Raw genomic sequence first — 15,047 nt, 5'->3', positions numbered from 1 at the left:
CGAGATCACGATGGCCTGGTGAAGGTGACACCCTGTGCTGCCCCGACACAGCATCTTGGCGCGCACGGCACTCCCTGGTGCCGGCGTTGGGGGCCCGCGTGCCCAGGTAGCTCGCCTGCCCAGGTCTGGACAGGAAACCCGGCGGCGCCGCAGGCGCGCTCCTCGCCCACCCTGTCCCCTTGCCATATCTCCTCATGCCCAGACGCTCCTCCAACCAGGGAGACAAGCGAGGCGAGAGGGACTGCGGTGACGCTGAAGGCACCTCCTGCTATTTGACCACCCCTTAGGGGGACAGCGCCGTTCGAATCACTCCGACTAGAGTCTGGAGTCCCCCGCCTAGGCAATTGCACCATGGGATTGCACAGGCCTCTGACCTCGAATCTTCAGAGGAAATCGGGAGAATCTCAGAGTCGCTATCGGAAATCGAACAAACAACTCGGAGGTGGCACGTGAGTGAGTTCCATAACGGGGTGTCGGCGACGCTGATCACCACACCGTGGGTGAAGAGCCAGAAGAGCAACGAGAACGGCCAGTGCGTCGAACTCTCTCAACCGCAGATCGGAAAGGTCGCCGTGCGCAACTCGACGGATCCCGCGGGGCCCGCCCTCGTCTTCACCACTGAGGAGATCGACGCGTTCCTGGACGGCGCACAGAAGGGGGAGTTCGACCACCTGCGTACGACTAACTAGGTTAGTACGTACATGAGTTTGGGCGGACACATCGGTTTCCGACATGCCATCATGAGTAGCATTAGCACTCACAGATGTGGAGACTGGCGTGTCCGCCCTTCCTGATGACCCCGTGCCCTTCGACCGCCCCTTACGGCGAACCGACCTCAACCCGACTGCCGCTGGCGTCGTCTTGGGGAGCGCACTCCGGGAGCTCCGCGAAGAGCGAGATCTCAGCGTGACCCGGGCTGCGAAGTCCATCAGCGTCTCCACGTCCAAGTTGAGCCGCTTGGAACGTGCGGAGAACCCTCCGATCGCACGAGACGTGTCCGCACTGGCGGACCTGTACAGGGTGAGGGCCGAGCAGCGACACTACTTGACTCACCTGGCGAAACGCGCTCTCGAACCCGAATGGTTCGACCGCTATGAGGACTTCGCCGGCTCATGGATGAGGCGGCTCATGGGGTTGGAGTCAGACTCCCTCACCCTGTGGACGAATGAGGTCAACCTTGTCCCCGGCCTCCTTCAGACGGAGGAGTACACCCGGGAACTCATGGGCAACGGGCTGTACGCCTACGCGGGAGACCAATTGGAACACCGGATCGAGCTGCGTATGGAACGGCAACGACGCTTCTTCGATCAGGCCGAACCGCCGCAGGCCAACTTCCTCCTGGATGCATCGATCCTGGACCGGTGTCCCGGAACCAAACAAACCCGCAAGAAGCAGTTGCGGCATCTTCTTACAATGACCGACAGGCCTGGGGTTTCCATCAGGTTCATCCCGTTGGAAACGAACTTGGTCACAGCCGTTGGATCAATGACGTGCCTGCAATTTTCCCCGGGCGGCCCTCTAGACATGGTGTACATCGAGGGCCACGACGGGGCAACCTACAAGACCAAGAAAGAAGATGTCGAACTGCATCTCCAGTTGATGTTTCGCCTCTCCAATGAAGCGGCAGAGTCAACTGATTTGAGCCGGTCACGCATCCAATCCGCCATCAACCATTAGTCAGTTTGGTCAGAACTTCGAAGCAACAGCCGCCGGCACTCTCGCCAGACCTCCGAACTCGATCCACTCGATACTCCTCTGCTTCTGTTGGAGTTCGGACTCGGGGCGCCAGTCCGTGACATCCACAAGTCCCGGCGGCTGCACTTCCAGTCCTTCGAAGTACCCTTTGACGTCCGCGACCTCTCTTACCCTTCCCCAGTTGTCGTGAGTCTGCTCAAACATCAGATTCGTGACCTCGTCGCGCAGATGCTTGTCTTCGCTGACGAGCTGACAAATGACCACGAAGTTATCCGATTGTGCGAGCTTTCGGAGAGTTCTGCGTACGATACCGAGCGGATCCTTCGCATCCGGGATGCAGTGCAGGACCGAGTTGAAGAGCACAGCGACAGGCCTTTCAGGATCAATCAGTCGCCGCATCTCCTCGTGTCCAAAAATATACTCAGTGTCCGCCATGTCTGCGGCAATGATTCCAGTCTTCGTACTGTCGTCGAGAATCGATCGACCGTGTGCTAGAACTACCGGGTCGTTGTCGATGTAAACGACATGAGCATCATCATGGACACTCTGGGCAATCTGGTGAACATTGTTCTGGGTGGGCAGCCCCGACCCGAAGTCTACAAACTGCCGAATCTGGTGCTCTTCGGCGAGAGCACGTACTACTCGCTGCAAGAACCAACGGTTATTGAGTGCGAGTGCTTTTGTGCTCGGAGCCGCTTCCAAGAGTAGCTGGCATGCCTCTTGGTCCGCAGCGAAATTGTTGTGTCCGCCTAAAAGCCAGTCGTACATCCTGGCTGCACTTGGCACTGAAAGATCTACACGCCCGTTGTCCTCCACCCGACAGCCTCTTCCGCTCGCCCTGAGAAAACGAAGCCCCATCGTAGGAGGGCAGACCGTGCAGCACCACCGCTTGGAAGAGTGACGGTGGCGCAAATATGCGCAAGGTGGCGAAGGGTGGCGGACTCACCGCAGGCCAGAGGGCCGTCGTCCGCCAGGTGAGTTCGTTCGTTCGGGCGTCTCACCGGTCGGGTGAGTCAGGGAAGCCTGCCAGAGAGCTGACGGCTGGCCGCGAGCATGCTCACGGCGACAACAGAACGATCAACGCCCATAAGGTCGGCGGCATCTTCTTCGGACATGCCCAGCCGGCACCGAAGTACTACGGCATCCGCGGTCTGACCAGGCATCAGGCTGTACAGAGGTTGGAGAGCATCGTTGCGGAACTCCCCGGCCGTTTCGATGTGATCGGTCTGAAGGTGCAGTTCTGCCCATGCTGCCGCCAGAGGCCGCGGGCTCCGCAGGAGCGACGGCCAGCATCGTGCCAGGTTCCCCAGGGTGAAGTGCACGACGAGGCGGCAGGCAGTTTCGTCGAGCAGTCTGATCCAGGCGTAGCGCAGGTACCTGTCCTCGTGCAGTTCAACGAACGCCGCGAAACAGTCGTCCTGGCGATGCAGTGAGGAAGTGGCTGTGGCAGGCGGGAACCCGAGGCTCTCGGGGCGGTATCCGCTCGCTGAGGCCAGGCAAGCTCTGTTGGCATGTGCCAAAGGAATACGCTCTGTCGTAAGTGGCCGCATTTCAGAGTCCTACAGTCGACGTAATGTTGACTGCGCCCACCACCGTGAGGCGGACGCAGCCAGACCCGGACACCTACTGGATGCGGAACCACCTGACCTGGAGTCGGGCATTCCAGGTGAGGCCGATCACCGTCAGTAGCGCCACCGAGTGTTGCGGGTCGACGGGAATTCCCTGACTACTGGCGAACAACGCTGCGACCGCCGACACCACTGCGCTCAGCCTGATCGACAAGGTGCAGGCAACAAAGCCACGAACACCTTCAGGCTGCAAAACGAAAGTGGTACCTTGCAATTGCCCGGAAGGTAGCCATGCGCGACCTCGGCGAGATCGTTCGAACATTTATCCGCTCCGTTCTGACGAATTCGCACCCTGGGAGTGGATGCACCCCACTCCCAGGGCGGGCCTTCTCGTCGAAGACAGTTCGACGTTATCCCCCGACCACCCCCCGTCGACCCATGAGCCCCCCTCACGCAAAGTCTTATTTTCGTGAGCACCTTTCGGGAGTAAATTCCTCCTTTCCTCGATCGGAGGAAGTCAAATAGGGCGACAATACGGGCACATTCTGACCACCGAGGCGTGTTCCGCGATCGGCACCCCGATCGAGCCGAGCTGCACCAGCCCGCATCCATGGCACTTGAAGTCACCTACTCTGTTGGGGAGCGCGGGGCTCGCGAGAAAGCTCGGCTGCCTTGGGCCTGCACACCTTCCTTACCGATGCCTGGTCGTGGCTGAACTACAAGCCCTCCATGGCGTCCGCCACCGATCGCCGCCCTCACCGGGCTCTTTCCCCCGAGGCGTACGCGTCCTGGGTACCCGACGATGCCGTGCGCCGTCTCGCCGCGTACAGGCTGTTGGCCGCCTACGACTCCAACCAGGCCGGCGAGCTGGCTGCCCTGACCGGTAACGAGTCCGCTTCCGAGCGTCGGGAGTTCGGTGACCCGGCGACGTTCGTGGACACGGCGCTCGCGCACCTGCTGGGCCAGTCGCAGCAGATCATCGTGCCCGGTGCGGAACATGCCGGTGATGAAAGTGCCCCACCTGAAGCGGTCGCGGCGGCCGACGCTCAGCAGCGGCTGAGGGACTGGGCAGAGGTTGAGCTGCTGCCGTTGCGGATGCAGGCGACGGAGCGCAAGGCGGTGCTCCTCGGCGACGGCGTGTACCTGCTGGCGTGGGACCCGACGAAGGGCCGGGTTCGGCTGAAGACCTACGACCCCGGCTTCTACTTCCCCGTCCTCGACGACGACGCCGACCCGGGCGATTACCCGTCCCGTGTGCATCTCGCGTGGGAGATCCCGGAGGATCCTCAGCGCGGGCTGAAGACACGGTTGCGGCGGATCACCTTCGAGCTGGGGCCGATCGAGACCGCTTCTCGGGTGGTGCAGGAGAAGAACGGCCGCACCCGCCGGGAAGCTGTGGAGACCTCCGAGGGCATCATGCTCAACCCGGGCGACACCTACCGGCTGGAGACCAACAGCATCGAGCGGGTCTACCCGTGGTCGGACGGGCAGACCTCGGCGCTCACTTGCTACCTCACCGACGCCGAATGGAATGTGGACGACCTCCGGCGCGGGCAGTCCCTCGATGACCTCCCGCTGGACAAGGCCCGGTTCCGGACTCGGGGGGACGGGCAGGTCCTTCACCGCCTGGACCTGCGACTGGACTTCATCCCCGTCGTCCACCTCAGCAACTCAGTCGCCGATGGTGAGCACTTCGGGCAGTCGTCGCTGGCGAAGGTCATGCAGGCCCTGGACGAGCTGGCGGAGACTGACACGGACTCGGCGCGTGCCTCCGCGACGACTGGCGCGCCGATCATCGGTCTGGCAGGAGCACGCGCCGAGGTCGACCGGGTCACAGGCCGCCCCAAGCCGCTGTCGGTCGAGCCGGGGACCGTCTTCCAGCTCGCGGACGGGGGCCGCATGGACGTCCTGGACACGTCGGGTCAGCTCGCTGAACTCCGTGCCCGTGTGGAGGAGATCCGTGACCGGGCCGCCGTCAACTCCCGCCTGCCAGCTGTAGCGTTGGGGACGGTAGATCCGTCGCGGGTGCCGAGCGGGTACGCCCTCCAGCTGTCACTGGGCCCGCTGACCTCCCTCATCGGGTCGATGCGGCTTGCCCGCGCGCACAAGTACAGCCTGCTGCTGAAGATGGTGCAGCGGATCCACCAGGCCGGGCACTCTGACGGGTGGCCTGCTGGTGCCTGCTTCCCCGCCCGCCTGGTGTTCGGGCCGCACACCCCGACTGACCGCACAGCCGTTCTCGACGAGGCCGTGAAGGGAGTATCGGGTGGTGTGTTCTCGCTGGAGACCGGCATCCGCATGCTTCAGGACGCGGGGTATCCCATCGAGGACGCCAGGGAAGAGGTACGACGCATCCTGGCCCGTCGCGAACCCGGTACCGGACAGGGGTCGTCCAAGGAGGCGGACTCAGCGGGAGTACCAGCAGACACAGACTCGGGGAGCACCAAGGTACGGACTACTTCTCAGGCCCCTTCGACGTCTTAAGGGCTTCCAACCGCTCGTCCAGCGACCTTCGCAAGTCCTCTTCCTCGACTTCGCGCCGTTCTCCGCGCCCCCACTCGGACAGGTACGTGCCATAGCCGCCAGGCACGCCATCGATGCGCGTGGTAATCGCGCAGAATCCTGCCCAGGCTCCGAACTCAGGGCCCAGCAGGATGCCTTCCCGCTGGGCCCGTCCGGCTGCCAGCCGTTCCCCATCCGTACTGAAGAGAACAGTCTCCTGCTCGGACGCCCCATCGCGGATGCACGAGTTGGGCGCGGAGCCGGGGAAGGTGTATTTGGCCTCCTGCATCCCCAGATCGAAAACCGTGAAGGGACTTCGGTCCTTCCACGGCTCCCACACCGCCAGGCTCGAAGCCAGAACTATCACGCCCAGTGCGGCAACCATCGGAATGATCACGCGCCGCTTCCTGCCGTGCTTCTGCTCGATCGGCTTGATGTCGCTGTCTGTTGAAGAGTCCTCGCCCTTGTTCATGAAGATGATCATGTCATTGGTGAGGGGTAGGCGACGCGGTGCAGCGGACCCCAAGAAACCCCCGGACGTGCACCGTTCCGGGAGTCTCCTGATGGGGGAAGTGCCGCTCAGCACTGACTCTCATAACGCTCCCGGGCCCGTGAGGTTACGCCGTAGAAGGCGTCACCTTGGCGTCCGTAGACTCACTCGTGGCGCGGGGCCATCGTGGGAGCAGCACACCTTGATGACCCGCACCATGCCCGCCCCTGACACTGTGCTCGGCTACCGTCGTGATGGGCGCCCAATCTTTCCGGTCCTTGGTGCTTCGGCAGAGGATCCGTCGAACGACGATCACACCGTCACGCTCACCCAGGCGAAGCTGACCATGCTCCTGAGCCGTGAAAAGGATCAGGGGGGCCGGGCTGCGCTGCGCGCCCTCGCCGAGAAGCTTGGCTTCTCCAGCACCACCGATCTGAGCGAGTACGTGACCGGGCAGCGCGAGGCCGAGCAGCAGCAGATGACGGAGGCCCAGAGGCGCGAGCAGCTGCTTACGGAACGGGAGAAGGCTGCCGTCGCCCGCGAGGCACAGGCGCTGTCCCGGGAGAGGGATGCTGCACGCCGTGCTCTGCTGGCCGGCGTGGGTGCGCTGGGCCGTGACCTGGATGACGCGGTGTCTCTGCTGCGGGTGGCGGATGACGCAGACGAGACAGCGGTGGGTGAGGCGGTGCAGGACCTGAAGACCCGCCGCCCGGAGCTCTTCAGCCCGGCCCTGCCCGGTTCCGCAGTCCTTCCGCCGGCTCCTGGTGGCTCTCCTGCCTCGGTGCCGCCTCCTCGCCCCGGTGCAGTCGACCGCAAGCCGGGTGCCGCCGGTGTGGAGATGGCCCGCCGCCGTGGTCTTCTCCCGCCGACCGACTGAACCGCACCACGCTGTAAGGGACCACGCCCTCCTTGTTCGACTTCGTGGACGACGCCACCGCCCGGTGAGTGTGTGCAGCTTCAAGCACCACCAGGAGACGCGGCGTGATCCAGCCGTACACGACCTCCGTGACGGTGACCGCTGACCGGGACTGGCTCGCGTCCCGACACGGCACCGACAGCACGGAGACCATCACCCTTGATCTGGGCAAGCTGACCAAGGGCACCCACTATGTCGAGCCGTCGCCGGGCAACATCCACGGCTTCGTCCGTTCCGGCGTTCCGGTAGGCCGCATCACCGCCTCGGGCCTGTACGGCGCGTACGACCCGGAGGCTACCGACGGACGTCAGGCCCTGGCCGGTCTCGTGTTCGCGGAGGCCGCGTACACGCCGGGAACCACAAAGGTTCCGGCCGCCCTGTTCTGGCACGGCACCGCCAAGGCGCAGAAGATCCCCGGCGGCATCGACCCGTCGAAGATCGTCGCCAATCCGGCGGGCGCGCAGATCCGCTTCCTGGCGGTGAGCGAGTGAGCATCGCCGACCTCCTGAAGAACGTGTCCGTCGCCGACCTGACGGCGTACGCGCGGACCATGCCCACCCCGGACGACTTCCTCCTGACGAAGTCGGTGTTCGCCGAGACCCGCGTCAACGACGTGAAGTGGCGCGTCCGGCAGTCGAAGCGTCGGGTGAACGCCGCGTCCTACCGTGCGTACGACACCAGCGTGCCGTTCGCCAAGCGGCAGGCCGAGACCACTCAGACCGAGGGCACCCTGCCGGCGCTGGGGCAGAAGCTCCTGATCGGCGAGATGGAGCAGCTTCTCCTCGATGCCTCCCGCGGCGCGGATGACGACCGGCTGGTGGAACTCCTCTACGACGACACCGAACGGCACGTGGAGGCCATCCGCTCGCGCCTGGAACTCGCGGCGGGTGACGTCCTCGTCGACGGCCGGTTCTCCCTCCAGGGGGAGAACGGTCTGACCGTCGAAGTCGACTACGGGGTACCGGAGGCGAACATGCCGACCGCGCCGAAGCCGTGGTCGTCCCCGGACGCGGATCCGATCGCGGACGAACTGCGGTGGATCGAGTACCTCGACTCCATCGGCGCTCCGGCCCCCGAGCAGGTCATCACCAGCCGCAAGGCGTACTCCCATCTCGCGTCGAACGGCGCGTACCGGGCGGCGTACTACGGCACCCCCGCGGGAGGTCAGACGCCGACGGCGACGCTGAACCCGCAGCAGGTGAACACCGTGCGCGGCACATATGGTCTGCCGCCGGTCACCCTGTACAAGGCGCAGGTGTGGCAGGACGACGTGTCCAAGCGGGTGCTGCCCGAGGACCGGTGGATCATGCTGCCGCCGGACCGGGCGAAGTGGGGGCAGACCCAGTACGGCACCACCGCCGAGTCCCTGGCCCTCTCGCGGGGGACGAACCCGCAGATCGAGCGCCAGGAAGCTCCCGGCATCGTCGTCACTCGCGATGTCCAGGACGACCCGGTTCAGGTGTGGACGAAGGGCGCCGCCGCGGCGATGCCGGTCCTGTACTCGCCGGACTGCCACATCACCGCGAGGGTCCTGTGAGCGCCGCCGTCCACGCGCTGGGCACCCTGGTCTGCGCCGTTCACATTCTCGATCCGGGCGAGCGGGTGCCGGTGGTGCTGGTTGCTGGCACTGAGGTCACGGATCCGGCGGTCGCCGAGCAGATCACCAACCCGCGCTGCTGGCAGGACGGCGTACCGCCGTCTCCGAAGGCAGCCACGACGTCCGCCCGGAAGGCGAAGTCCGCCTAGGGCCGACCCCTGCACGGCGGGGAGCAACCGACACCGGATGCTCCCCGCCGTCTCCCTCTCCCCCACCACCTCCGGGAAGCTGTGAACGACGACGTACAGAGCTGGCTGCTTGCACAGCTCGGCCCCGACACCGATCTCCCTGACCTCCTACGCCGGTACGAGCGGCTGCGTTCGGCCCGCAGTGTGGCCCTGGAGGTCCTGCACGAACGGATCGCCGCTATTGTCGCGGAACCGCTGAAGGTCACCGTCAACGGGGTCGTCACCATCGACAACTCCGCGAACGTGACGGCGCTGGAACGCCGTGCCGCCCAACTGCACACCGATCCGGCGCCCGACGACCCGGCGACCGGCGGCGACAACGTCGTGGCCACGATTCTCCTGCGGGCGAGGCCGCGCCGGTGACCCTGGATGACCGGCAGTCGAGCAGTGGGCAGCACGCCTACGCCACACCAGCGCCGTCTTTCCCTGTCGGTCGGGCCCTGGCGTGGCTGACGGTGTACGCGACAGCCCTGGTGGGGGCGAACCTTCTCACCGCCTCCTACGGGGTGGTCGACGTCGGCTTCGGGCAGAGCGCGACCGCTGGAACAGTGCTCGCCGGCGTGGCTCTCATGGTCCGTAACACCCTCCAGGACCTGTTGGGCCGACGGGGCGTCGTGTCAGCGATCGTCGTCGGTTCGCTTCTGTCCGCGCTCGTAGCCCCTCCCGCGTTGGCGTTCGCGTCCGCTGTCTCCGTGCTCCTGGCCGAGTGCGCGGACATGTGCGTCTACACCCCGCTCCGTGCGCACGGCTGGGTGCGGGCAGTGCTTCCTGCCACCCTCGTTGGCGCGTTCCTCGACACCGTCGTCTTCCTCACGATCGCCGGTTTCCCCGTCTGGCCTGCCGTGCCGGGGCAGATGACCGGCAAGGGATGGGCGGTCGCCGTGCCGGTGCTCGTCGTGCTGCTGTGCCGTGGTGTCGGACGCCGTACGGCGGCCAGGGTGCGGTGTGCCATCCACCGGTGGGTGGGGCGGCCGTGAGGGCTGGTTCGCGTTGCTGTACTTGAGCACTCCTTCCGGGCCTGCCGTCCGGGCGGCGATGCGCGCGGGGCTCCTGGGGTGGATGAACACCCCCCGGCAGGGCAACCGTCTCCCGCACGGGGTGGTCTGGGCGGCCGACAACGGCCGGTTCGGGAAAGGGTGGCCGGGGCACGAGAGATGGTTGTCCTGGCTGCAACGGCACGCCGATCGGGCCCAGTGGTGCCTGTTCGCCGTCGCCCCTGACGTCCCGATGGACGCGGAAGCCACGCTTGCCGAGTCCCTGCCGTGGCTTCCACGAATTCGGGCGCTGGGATACCCGGCCGCGTTCGCCGCACAGGACGGAGCCGAGGAAGCTCCCCTTCCGTGGGACGACTTCGACGTGCTGTTCGTCGCCGGCAGCACCACCTGGAAGCTGGGCGAAGGCGCGGCCTCGCTCGTCGCCGAAGCGGTGTCGCGCGGCAAGAAGGTACACATGGGGCGGGTGAACTCGGGTCGCCGATTCCAGTACGCCGATGCGCTCGGCTGCTCCTCCGCGGACGGCACATTCATCGCGTTCGCTCCGGAGACGAATCTCGACCGCTGCCTCCGCTGGCCCAGCAATTCCACCCGAAGCGCCGTTCGAAGAACCGTGCAGGACTCGAACTCAGGTGGCACTGCCCTGACATGGCGATGAGATCCGTATCGGAGGAAATCTGTCCGCAACCTGATCGCGTACCGCCTTGCGGCGGCTGCGCCCCCTGCGGACGAAAGCACCCCGCCCATGTCTAAGAAGCCGACGTTCATGACCGCCACCCGCATCGACGTTGGCGGCGCCCTGTTGGCGCTCGCATACGTCCTGACACTCGGATTACTGGGATACATGGTCGTCGACGACCTCAACCACACCGCCGGTGCGGCTGGTGTCGTGCCGTCCTCCGTCGCCCGTGTGGTCTGACGTGGCAGTTCCCTTCGGGCTCCATCGACGCCCCGCTCTCGATGCGCTCCGCCCTGTCGGTCTCACAGACGTGCAGGCCAGCCTGCTGACGCACCTGGCTTTCGGGACCGACCGCCGTGCGTTCGCGAAAACGTACGGGATGAACCGGCAGATCGTCCGCGCCGAACTGCGTCATGCCAGCCGCAGGCTGGGGGCGGTGACCAACTCCCACACGGAGCTCATGCGCCTTGCAGTGATACGCAGGGAGATCCCCCTGCCTCTCCCCTACCTGCAACCCCCTGAACTGGACGACGAAAAGATCCGGGCACTGTGTTCCCTCGCGGCTGGCGGGACGGTGGAACAGCCCATCGGGGTTGAACTCCTCATAGCATTCGGCGCCAAGTCGTATGTCCAGGTCGTCTATCGAGCCACAAGCCTCCTGGAAGCACACGAAGCCCTTGCCCCGCACCAACTCCTTCGAGAGGGCCCGGACGTGGAGCGTTCCCTGTGAGCCGGTTCCGGCGGCAGTCTCCACCGCCGGTGACTGCGATGTGGGATCGGATTCCGCCCGCGAACCCGAACGTGACCGCCCGCACAGTCGGCCCCTTCTTCATCGGAGCCCGCAACGGGCGCCACCAGACCAGCCAGGAGCCGCCAGAGCACCGCACAGCAGGCCTTCGTGAGGTCGGCAGGAACGGACCCTGACCTCTTCAGGGGTCGAGAAGACGCAAGACGCCCTGCCCCGCATCGGTATGCGGGGCAGGGCGTTTCCACAGAACCAAGAGCAGCCAGCAGCTCGGATGAATGGATGCTTCAGACGCTACTGCAGCCAAGACGACGCCCCCTTCCTGCGCCCGTCATCGTGTTCTTGGCACACCTACGCTCCTGATCATGAGCACCTATCAGGACTCGCGCCGGGTGAAGATATCCGCAAGCCAGCGCGACGGAGCCGTCATCGAGATCGACGGCCACAACGTTGCCTCGGCTGTCGAGGCGTACCGGATCACACAGACCGTCGACGAGGGCCCCGAGGTCACGCTGTACGTGCAATCCGGCTGGCATGGGCTGGATTTCGACGGCTTCGCCGAAGTGACCGTCGAACCAGCCGATCTGCGCCATGTGGTGATCGGGTTCCTCGACTCCGTGGATGCCGCCAAGCTCGATGCGGCTGTTCTTGACCGTGATGACCTCGATGGTGCGCCTGGCGAGCTGACACGGGGCGTGCTCGCGCAGCTGCGGGAATGGGCCGAGAGTGCTGCTTGATCAGCAGGGCGTCGCCCGGTTCGCAGAACGTCACCTGATGCCCGACAAGGTCCGCGTTACCCGGGAGGCTGGCGACGATGTTCTCGACCCGGGCACGGGGGTTCTCGTGCCCGCTCAACCTCTTGTGGTGCACGAGGGCCGGGCGGGCCTGTACGGGCACCAGGAACGCATCCGCAGCCGTGGCGGCCAGGACGGTACGTGGGTGAAGGAGGTTCGCCCCGGCTACCGGCTGCTGCTGCCGGTAGCCGCACCGGAACTGTGCGAGGACGACGAGGTGCTGGTGGTGGAGGCGCGGGACAGCCACGCGGTAGGGCGCACCTACCGGGTGTCCGCTCTGCCGGAGGTGTCGTCTGTCCCCGTGCTGCGCACCGTGTGGCTGGAGGAGCACAACCGAAAGGATGCCCCGTGAACGGCGGCTCGTTCGCGGCCCCGGCTGCCCTGGCCGCAGCTCTGGAGCGCGGTGCGCAGCGGTCCGTGGTGGCGGCGGAGACCGTGATGCGGCACCACGCGCAGACTCTCGTTCAGCAGGTTCAGCGCAACGCCTCGGGGCGCCCGGGGCCCCGCGTGGTGACCGGCCGCTACCGCGCCTCGTGGCGATCCGAAGTCCACCGCGCGGCAGCGGTCATCGTGGGCGAGGTCGGCACCCCTGCACCACAAGCACACAGGCTGGAGTTCGGATTCGTCGGCGTCGACAGCATCGGCCGGCATTACGCCCAACGCCCTTTCCCTCACCTCGGCAGTGCAGTGGAACAGGCTGGACCGGTCTTGGTGCGCTCGCTGGGGCAGGCCGTGGAGGTGGCACTGTGAGCGTGGCCGGTGACGTGGAGGAGGCGCTGGCAGAGGTCATGGCCGGGCACGAACGCGGCATGCTCGCCAGGGCGGTCGTCATCGCCGAACTCCTGGACCGCGACGGCGACCGTTCGCTGAGGGTGCTGACCACCCCGGGCGTAGCCGAGTGGGACGCACTTGGGCTGTGCCGGTACGGCGTGCTGTCCATCGAGGGCCCGGCTGCCGTGCAGTTCTCCGAGGACGACGAATGATCGACCTCGCTCCGGTGAACCAGGCGTTCCAGGAAATGCTGGCTCACGGCACGGATCGGCCCTGCGGTCTGGGCGCCCTCCCGACAGTTGGGGGGAAGCCCGCACCCTTGCCCTACACGGTGCTCTACCCGCTCGGCGCCCTGGTCAGCGGCGCTCCGCTCGCCGACCGGGGCGAGGACGCAGACCTGCGCTACCAGGTGACCTGTGTCGGAGCGCGGACAGACCAGGCGGAGTGGATGGCGGACAAGGTGCGCCGCGCCGTCCTGCAACGAGCCCCAACCGGTCGCTGGCAGCACGAGCTTGCACCCGCCGGAGTCGATGTGTGGGCACGGGAACTGGAGACGGATGACGGTACTGACGACGCCGGAGCAGCAGACGGCGTGGTGACCAGCACCCAGCGGTTCCGGCTCTCCGCCACCAGTGTCCCGCAGGTGTCTCCTTCGCACCCGTAAGGTCAATGGCGAGAGCAACATTCCAGCCCGCCTGACCCAATTGGTAGAGGTGCGCGGTACCGGCCCCCGGCGGGGAGAACCGGAAACAACCCGCAGAGTTCCCGGTTCGACCCCGGGGGCGGGCACAAGTCCCGGGCGTCAGAGCAGGTCCGTCAGGTGGCGATCCCCGTACGCAGCGCGTACCAGGTCTTCTCCCCTACGAGCCCGTCAGCTGTGAGCCTCAACTTCTTCTGGAACTTGCGGACCGCTGTGTCGGTAGCCGACCCGAATTCTCCGTCGACGCCTGTGGAGCCGACCGAGTAGCCCCTGTACTTCAGCAGAGCCTGGGCTTCACGAACTGCTGGCCCGGAACTTCCCATGCCGATCACTGCGCGGCCACCGTAGTACTCGCAGTACACACCATGCTGTGTCAACCAATGGCAGTCGCCGGGCTTCGCTGTCGCAGCTGTAGCCGAAAGAGGGACGATGAGCAGACCAAGCCCAAGTGCCGCTGTCAGCAGCTTCTTACCGATCATGTATTCCTCCAACTCAGGTTGCTCAAAAGATGCAGACCCATTCTTCGACCGCTCGCGATGCGCTTGGAAGCAATTGGGACTCTGAGAGAGCGGGTTAGACAAAGAAGGCGATTGAATCACCCAGTTTCCTAGCGCCGCCCTCTCGTCACGTTCTGGACCGATTCCCTTTGCGGGCGTTCGATCGTACTTACGGCCTGCCGTAGGCCCACCCTGAGCAAGTATTAGGCCCCCAGTCCTCAATGCAGACCCTGATCTTCACCTTGTATCCGCGAGTGTGCAGGGCTATACCTGTCGTGTACTTCCTGCCGCACTGAGTGTTGGGCTTGGGCTTGAAGTAAGCTTTCGACCCGTACCCCTTAACTGAGACCGGGTTGACGTAGTACTCGGCGTAGACCTCGTGTCCGTCACACTTGTTGTCCCAGAGGTTTATGTACCACGAGCCATTTTTCACGGTGAAGCAGGTCCCCGCCGGGTTCCCCTTCACCTGGGCACACGCGACGTTGCGCTCCGCTGCTTGCGCCTCAGTAGCCGGGCCCGCCAACGCCAGCCCCGCACCCATGACGGCCGTAGACAATATCGCCGCCCCGAACTTCTTGATGCTCATATCGATCCCCCGATTTTTTGTGAATCTGCTGGACCGAGACAAGGGAATACAGAGGATTGGATATCGCCCGCTCCCGTATCTGGCCATCTCTTTCAGTGCCACACGCTAGAGGCGGCCACGATGTACTGCATCCCGCCGGGGGTTGACTTCGCCTGAAACCTTGGTTGTACAGCGATGGGCATGTACGCCAGAGGTTGTAGAAGGCTCAGCTGGGACTGACCCCCACGACAGTAGGGTGATCACGTGTAGTGATCAGAGGCTCCTGACCTACGACCTCACCGCGGAGGCCCCACGCGGACGCCCACCCAGAATGCGGATGGGCCGGTT

22 protein-coding genes are annotated in these 15,047 nt (G+C 65.3%); 18 read left to right on the top strand and 4 right to left on the bottom strand.

Annotated elements, in window-relative coordinates; translation table 11 throughout:
• Positions 1-449 precede the first annotated feature (449 nt).
• Complete coding sequence (locus tag ACFYVL_RS14185; RefSeq protein WP_389244304.1) at positions 450-689, top strand: DUF397 domain-containing protein; 240 nt, start codon at positions 450-452, stop codon at positions 687-689.
• 76 nt (positions 690-765) lie between these two features.
• The gene (locus ACFYVL_RS14180; RefSeq protein WP_389244302.1) at positions 766-1,677 is read left to right on the top strand and encodes a helix-turn-helix domain-containing protein; all 912 of its coding nucleotides are present in this window, start codon (positions 766-768) and stop codon (positions 1,675-1,677) included.
• A gap of 9 nt (positions 1,678-1,686) precedes the next feature.
• Here ACFYVL_RS14180 and ACFYVL_RS14175 read toward each other — a convergent pair whose 3' ends face one another.
• Positions 1,687-2,511: an SAM-dependent methyltransferase gene (locus ACFYVL_RS14175; RefSeq protein ID WP_389244300.1), complete on the bottom strand. Its 825-nt coding sequence runs from the start codon at positions 2,509-2,511 to the stop codon at positions 1,687-1,689.
• Positions 2,512-2,609: 98 nt separating this feature from the next.
• Here ACFYVL_RS14175 and ACFYVL_RS14170 point away from each other — a divergent pair, with 98 nt between their 5' ends.
• Together ACFYVL_RS14170 and ACFYVL_RS14165 are read left to right on the top strand one after the other, a co-directional pair.
• Positions 2,610-3,128, top strand: coding sequence for a hypothetical protein (locus tag ACFYVL_RS14170; RefSeq protein WP_389244298.1), 519 nt, complete (start codon positions 2,610-2,612; stop codon positions 3,126-3,128).
• Between the two features lie 807 nt (positions 3,129-3,935).
• Positions 3,936-5,747 (top strand): hypothetical protein, encoded by a 1,812-nt coding sequence (locus ACFYVL_RS14165; RefSeq protein ID WP_389244296.1) that lies wholly within the window; start codon positions 3,936-3,938, stop codon positions 5,745-5,747.
• Here ACFYVL_RS14165 and ACFYVL_RS14160 read toward each other — a convergent pair.
• Complete coding sequence (locus tag ACFYVL_RS14160) at positions 5,719-6,237, bottom strand: hypothetical protein (RefSeq protein WP_389244294.1); 519 nt, start codon at positions 6,235-6,237, stop codon at positions 5,719-5,721. The two genes, ACFYVL_RS14165 and ACFYVL_RS14160, sit on opposite strands and share 29 nt — an antisense overlap.
• Before the next feature lie 223 nt (positions 6,238-6,460).
• Here ACFYVL_RS14160 and ACFYVL_RS14155 point away from each other — a divergent pair, with 223 nt between their 5' ends.
• From ACFYVL_RS14155 to ACFYVL_RS14090, 14 genes are all read left to right on the top strand, one after another.
• A complete protein-coding gene (locus ACFYVL_RS14155) occupies positions 6,461-7,132 on the top strand; it encodes a hypothetical protein (protein WP_389244293.1) in 672 nt (223 codons plus the stop codon).
• 104 nt (positions 7,133-7,236) lie between these two features.
• Complete coding sequence (locus ACFYVL_RS14150; RefSeq protein WP_389244291.1) at positions 7,237-7,662, top strand: head decoration protein; 426 nt, start codon at positions 7,237-7,239, stop codon at positions 7,660-7,662.
• On the top strand, positions 7,659-8,708 hold the full coding sequence (locus ACFYVL_RS14145) for a major capsid protein (RefSeq protein WP_389244289.1): 1,050 nt from the start codon (positions 7,659-7,661) through the stop codon (positions 8,706-8,708). The genes ACFYVL_RS14150 and ACFYVL_RS14145 overlap by 4 nt, the downstream gene beginning before the upstream one ends.
• Complete coding sequence (locus tag ACFYVL_RS14140) at positions 8,705-8,917, top strand: hypothetical protein (RefSeq protein WP_389244288.1); 213 nt, start codon at positions 8,705-8,707, stop codon at positions 8,915-8,917. Before ACFYVL_RS14145 ends, ACFYVL_RS14140 begins: the two co-directional genes overlap by 4 nt.
• Positions 8,918-8,998: 81 nt before the next feature.
• Positions 8,999-9,319, top strand: a complete 321-nt coding sequence (locus tag ACFYVL_RS14135; RefSeq protein WP_389244286.1) for a hypothetical protein — start codon at positions 8,999-9,001, stop codon at positions 9,317-9,319.
• Positions 9,320-9,411: 92 nt separating this feature from the next.
• The gene (locus tag ACFYVL_RS14130; protein ID WP_389244284.1) at positions 9,412-9,933 is read left to right on the top strand and encodes a VUT family protein; all 522 of its coding nucleotides are present in this window, start codon (positions 9,412-9,414) and stop codon (positions 9,931-9,933) included.
• A gap of 82 nt (positions 9,934-10,015) precedes the next feature.
• On the top strand, positions 10,016-10,606 hold the full coding sequence (locus ACFYVL_RS14125; protein WP_389244282.1) for a hypothetical protein: 591 nt from the start codon (positions 10,016-10,018) through the stop codon (positions 10,604-10,606).
• Positions 10,607-10,693: 87 nt separating this feature from the next.
• Positions 10,694-10,867 carry a hypothetical protein gene (locus tag ACFYVL_RS14120; protein ID WP_389244280.1) on the top strand — a complete coding sequence of 58 codons (174 nt, stop codon included), beginning with the start codon at positions 10,694-10,696 and terminating at the stop codon, positions 10,865-10,867.
• Positions 10,868-10,937: 70 nt separating this feature from the next.
• Positions 10,938-11,357 carry a hypothetical protein gene (locus ACFYVL_RS14115; protein WP_389244278.1) on the top strand — a complete coding sequence of 140 codons (420 nt, stop codon included), beginning with the start codon at positions 10,938-10,940 and terminating at the stop codon, positions 11,355-11,357.
• 380 nt (positions 11,358-11,737) lie between these two features.
• Positions 11,738-12,109 carry a hypothetical protein gene (locus ACFYVL_RS14110; RefSeq protein WP_389244276.1) on the top strand — a complete coding sequence of 124 codons (372 nt, stop codon included), beginning with the start codon at positions 11,738-11,740 and terminating at the stop codon, positions 12,107-12,109.
• Complete coding sequence (locus tag ACFYVL_RS14105) at positions 12,099-12,518, top strand: DUF6093 family protein (RefSeq protein WP_389244274.1); 420 nt, start codon at positions 12,099-12,101, stop codon at positions 12,516-12,518. The genes ACFYVL_RS14110 and ACFYVL_RS14105 overlap by 11 nt, the downstream gene beginning before the upstream one ends.
• Entirely contained in the window at positions 12,515-12,916 is a 402-nt protein-coding gene (locus ACFYVL_RS14100) for an HK97 gp10 family phage protein (protein WP_389244272.1), read from the top strand. The genes ACFYVL_RS14105 and ACFYVL_RS14100 overlap by 4 nt, the downstream gene beginning before the upstream one ends.
• Positions 12,913-13,149, top strand: a complete 237-nt coding sequence (locus ACFYVL_RS14095; protein WP_389244270.1) for a hypothetical protein — start codon at positions 12,913-12,915, stop codon at positions 13,147-13,149. Before ACFYVL_RS14100 ends, ACFYVL_RS14095 begins: the two co-directional genes overlap by 4 nt.
• On the top strand, positions 13,146-13,601 hold the full coding sequence (locus tag ACFYVL_RS14090) for a hypothetical protein (RefSeq protein WP_389244268.1): 456 nt from the start codon (positions 13,146-13,148) through the stop codon (positions 13,599-13,601). Before ACFYVL_RS14095 ends, ACFYVL_RS14090 begins: the two co-directional genes overlap by 4 nt.
• A 152-nt stretch (positions 13,602-13,753) precedes the next feature.
• Here ACFYVL_RS14090 and ACFYVL_RS14085 read toward each other — a convergent pair whose 3' ends face one another.
• On the bottom strand, positions 13,754-14,116 hold the full coding sequence (locus ACFYVL_RS14085) for a peptidoglycan-binding protein (protein ID WP_389244266.1): 363 nt from the start codon (positions 14,114-14,116) through the stop codon (positions 13,754-13,756).
• A gap of 187 nt (positions 14,117-14,303) precedes the next feature.
• Positions 14,304-14,720, bottom strand: coding sequence for a hypothetical protein (locus ACFYVL_RS14080; RefSeq protein WP_389244264.1), 417 nt, complete (start codon positions 14,718-14,720; stop codon positions 14,304-14,306).
• Positions 14,721-15,047: the final 327 nt, after the last annotated feature.

The sequence above is a fragment of the Streptomyces sp. NPDC004111 genome, from assembly GCF_042874215.1.
GTDB lineage: Bacteria > Actinomycetota > Actinomycetes > Streptomycetales > Streptomycetaceae > Streptomyces.
This window is presented reverse-complemented; position numbering and strand designations above follow the sequence as displayed.

Coding starts and splice junctions, on each gene's coding strand:
- ACFYVL_RS14085 (WP_389244266.1), bottom strand. CDS start 14,116: ATGATCGGTAAGAAGCTGCTGACAGCGGCACTTGGGCTTGGTCTGCTC.
- ACFYVL_RS14120 (WP_389244280.1), top strand. CDS start 10,694: ATGTCTAAGAAGCCGACGTTCATGACCGCCACCCGCATCGACGTTGGC.
- ACFYVL_RS14160 (WP_389244294.1), bottom strand. CDS start 6,237: ATGAACAAGGGCGAGGACTCTTCAACAGACAGCGACATCAAGCCGATC.
- ACFYVL_RS14110 (WP_389244276.1), top strand. CDS start 11,738: ATGAGCACCTATCAGGACTCGCGCCGGGTGAAGATATCCGCAAGCCAG.
- ACFYVL_RS14090 (WP_389244268.1), top strand. CDS start 13,146: ATGATCGACCTCGCTCCGGTGAACCAGGCGTTCCAGGAAATGCTGGCT.
- ACFYVL_RS14155 (WP_389244293.1), top strand. CDS start 6,461: ATGACCCGCACCATGCCCGCCCCTGACACTGTGCTCGGCTACCGTCGT.
- ACFYVL_RS14080 (WP_389244264.1), bottom strand. CDS start 14,720: ATGAGCATCAAGAAGTTCGGGGCGGCGATATTGTCTACGGCCGTCATG.
- ACFYVL_RS14125 (WP_389244282.1), top strand. CDS start 10,016: ATGAACACCCCCCGGCAGGGCAACCGTCTCCCGCACGGGGTGGTCTGG.
- ACFYVL_RS14170 (WP_389244298.1), top strand. CDS start 2,610: ATGCGCAAGGTGGCGAAGGGTGGCGGACTCACCGCAGGCCAGAGGGCC.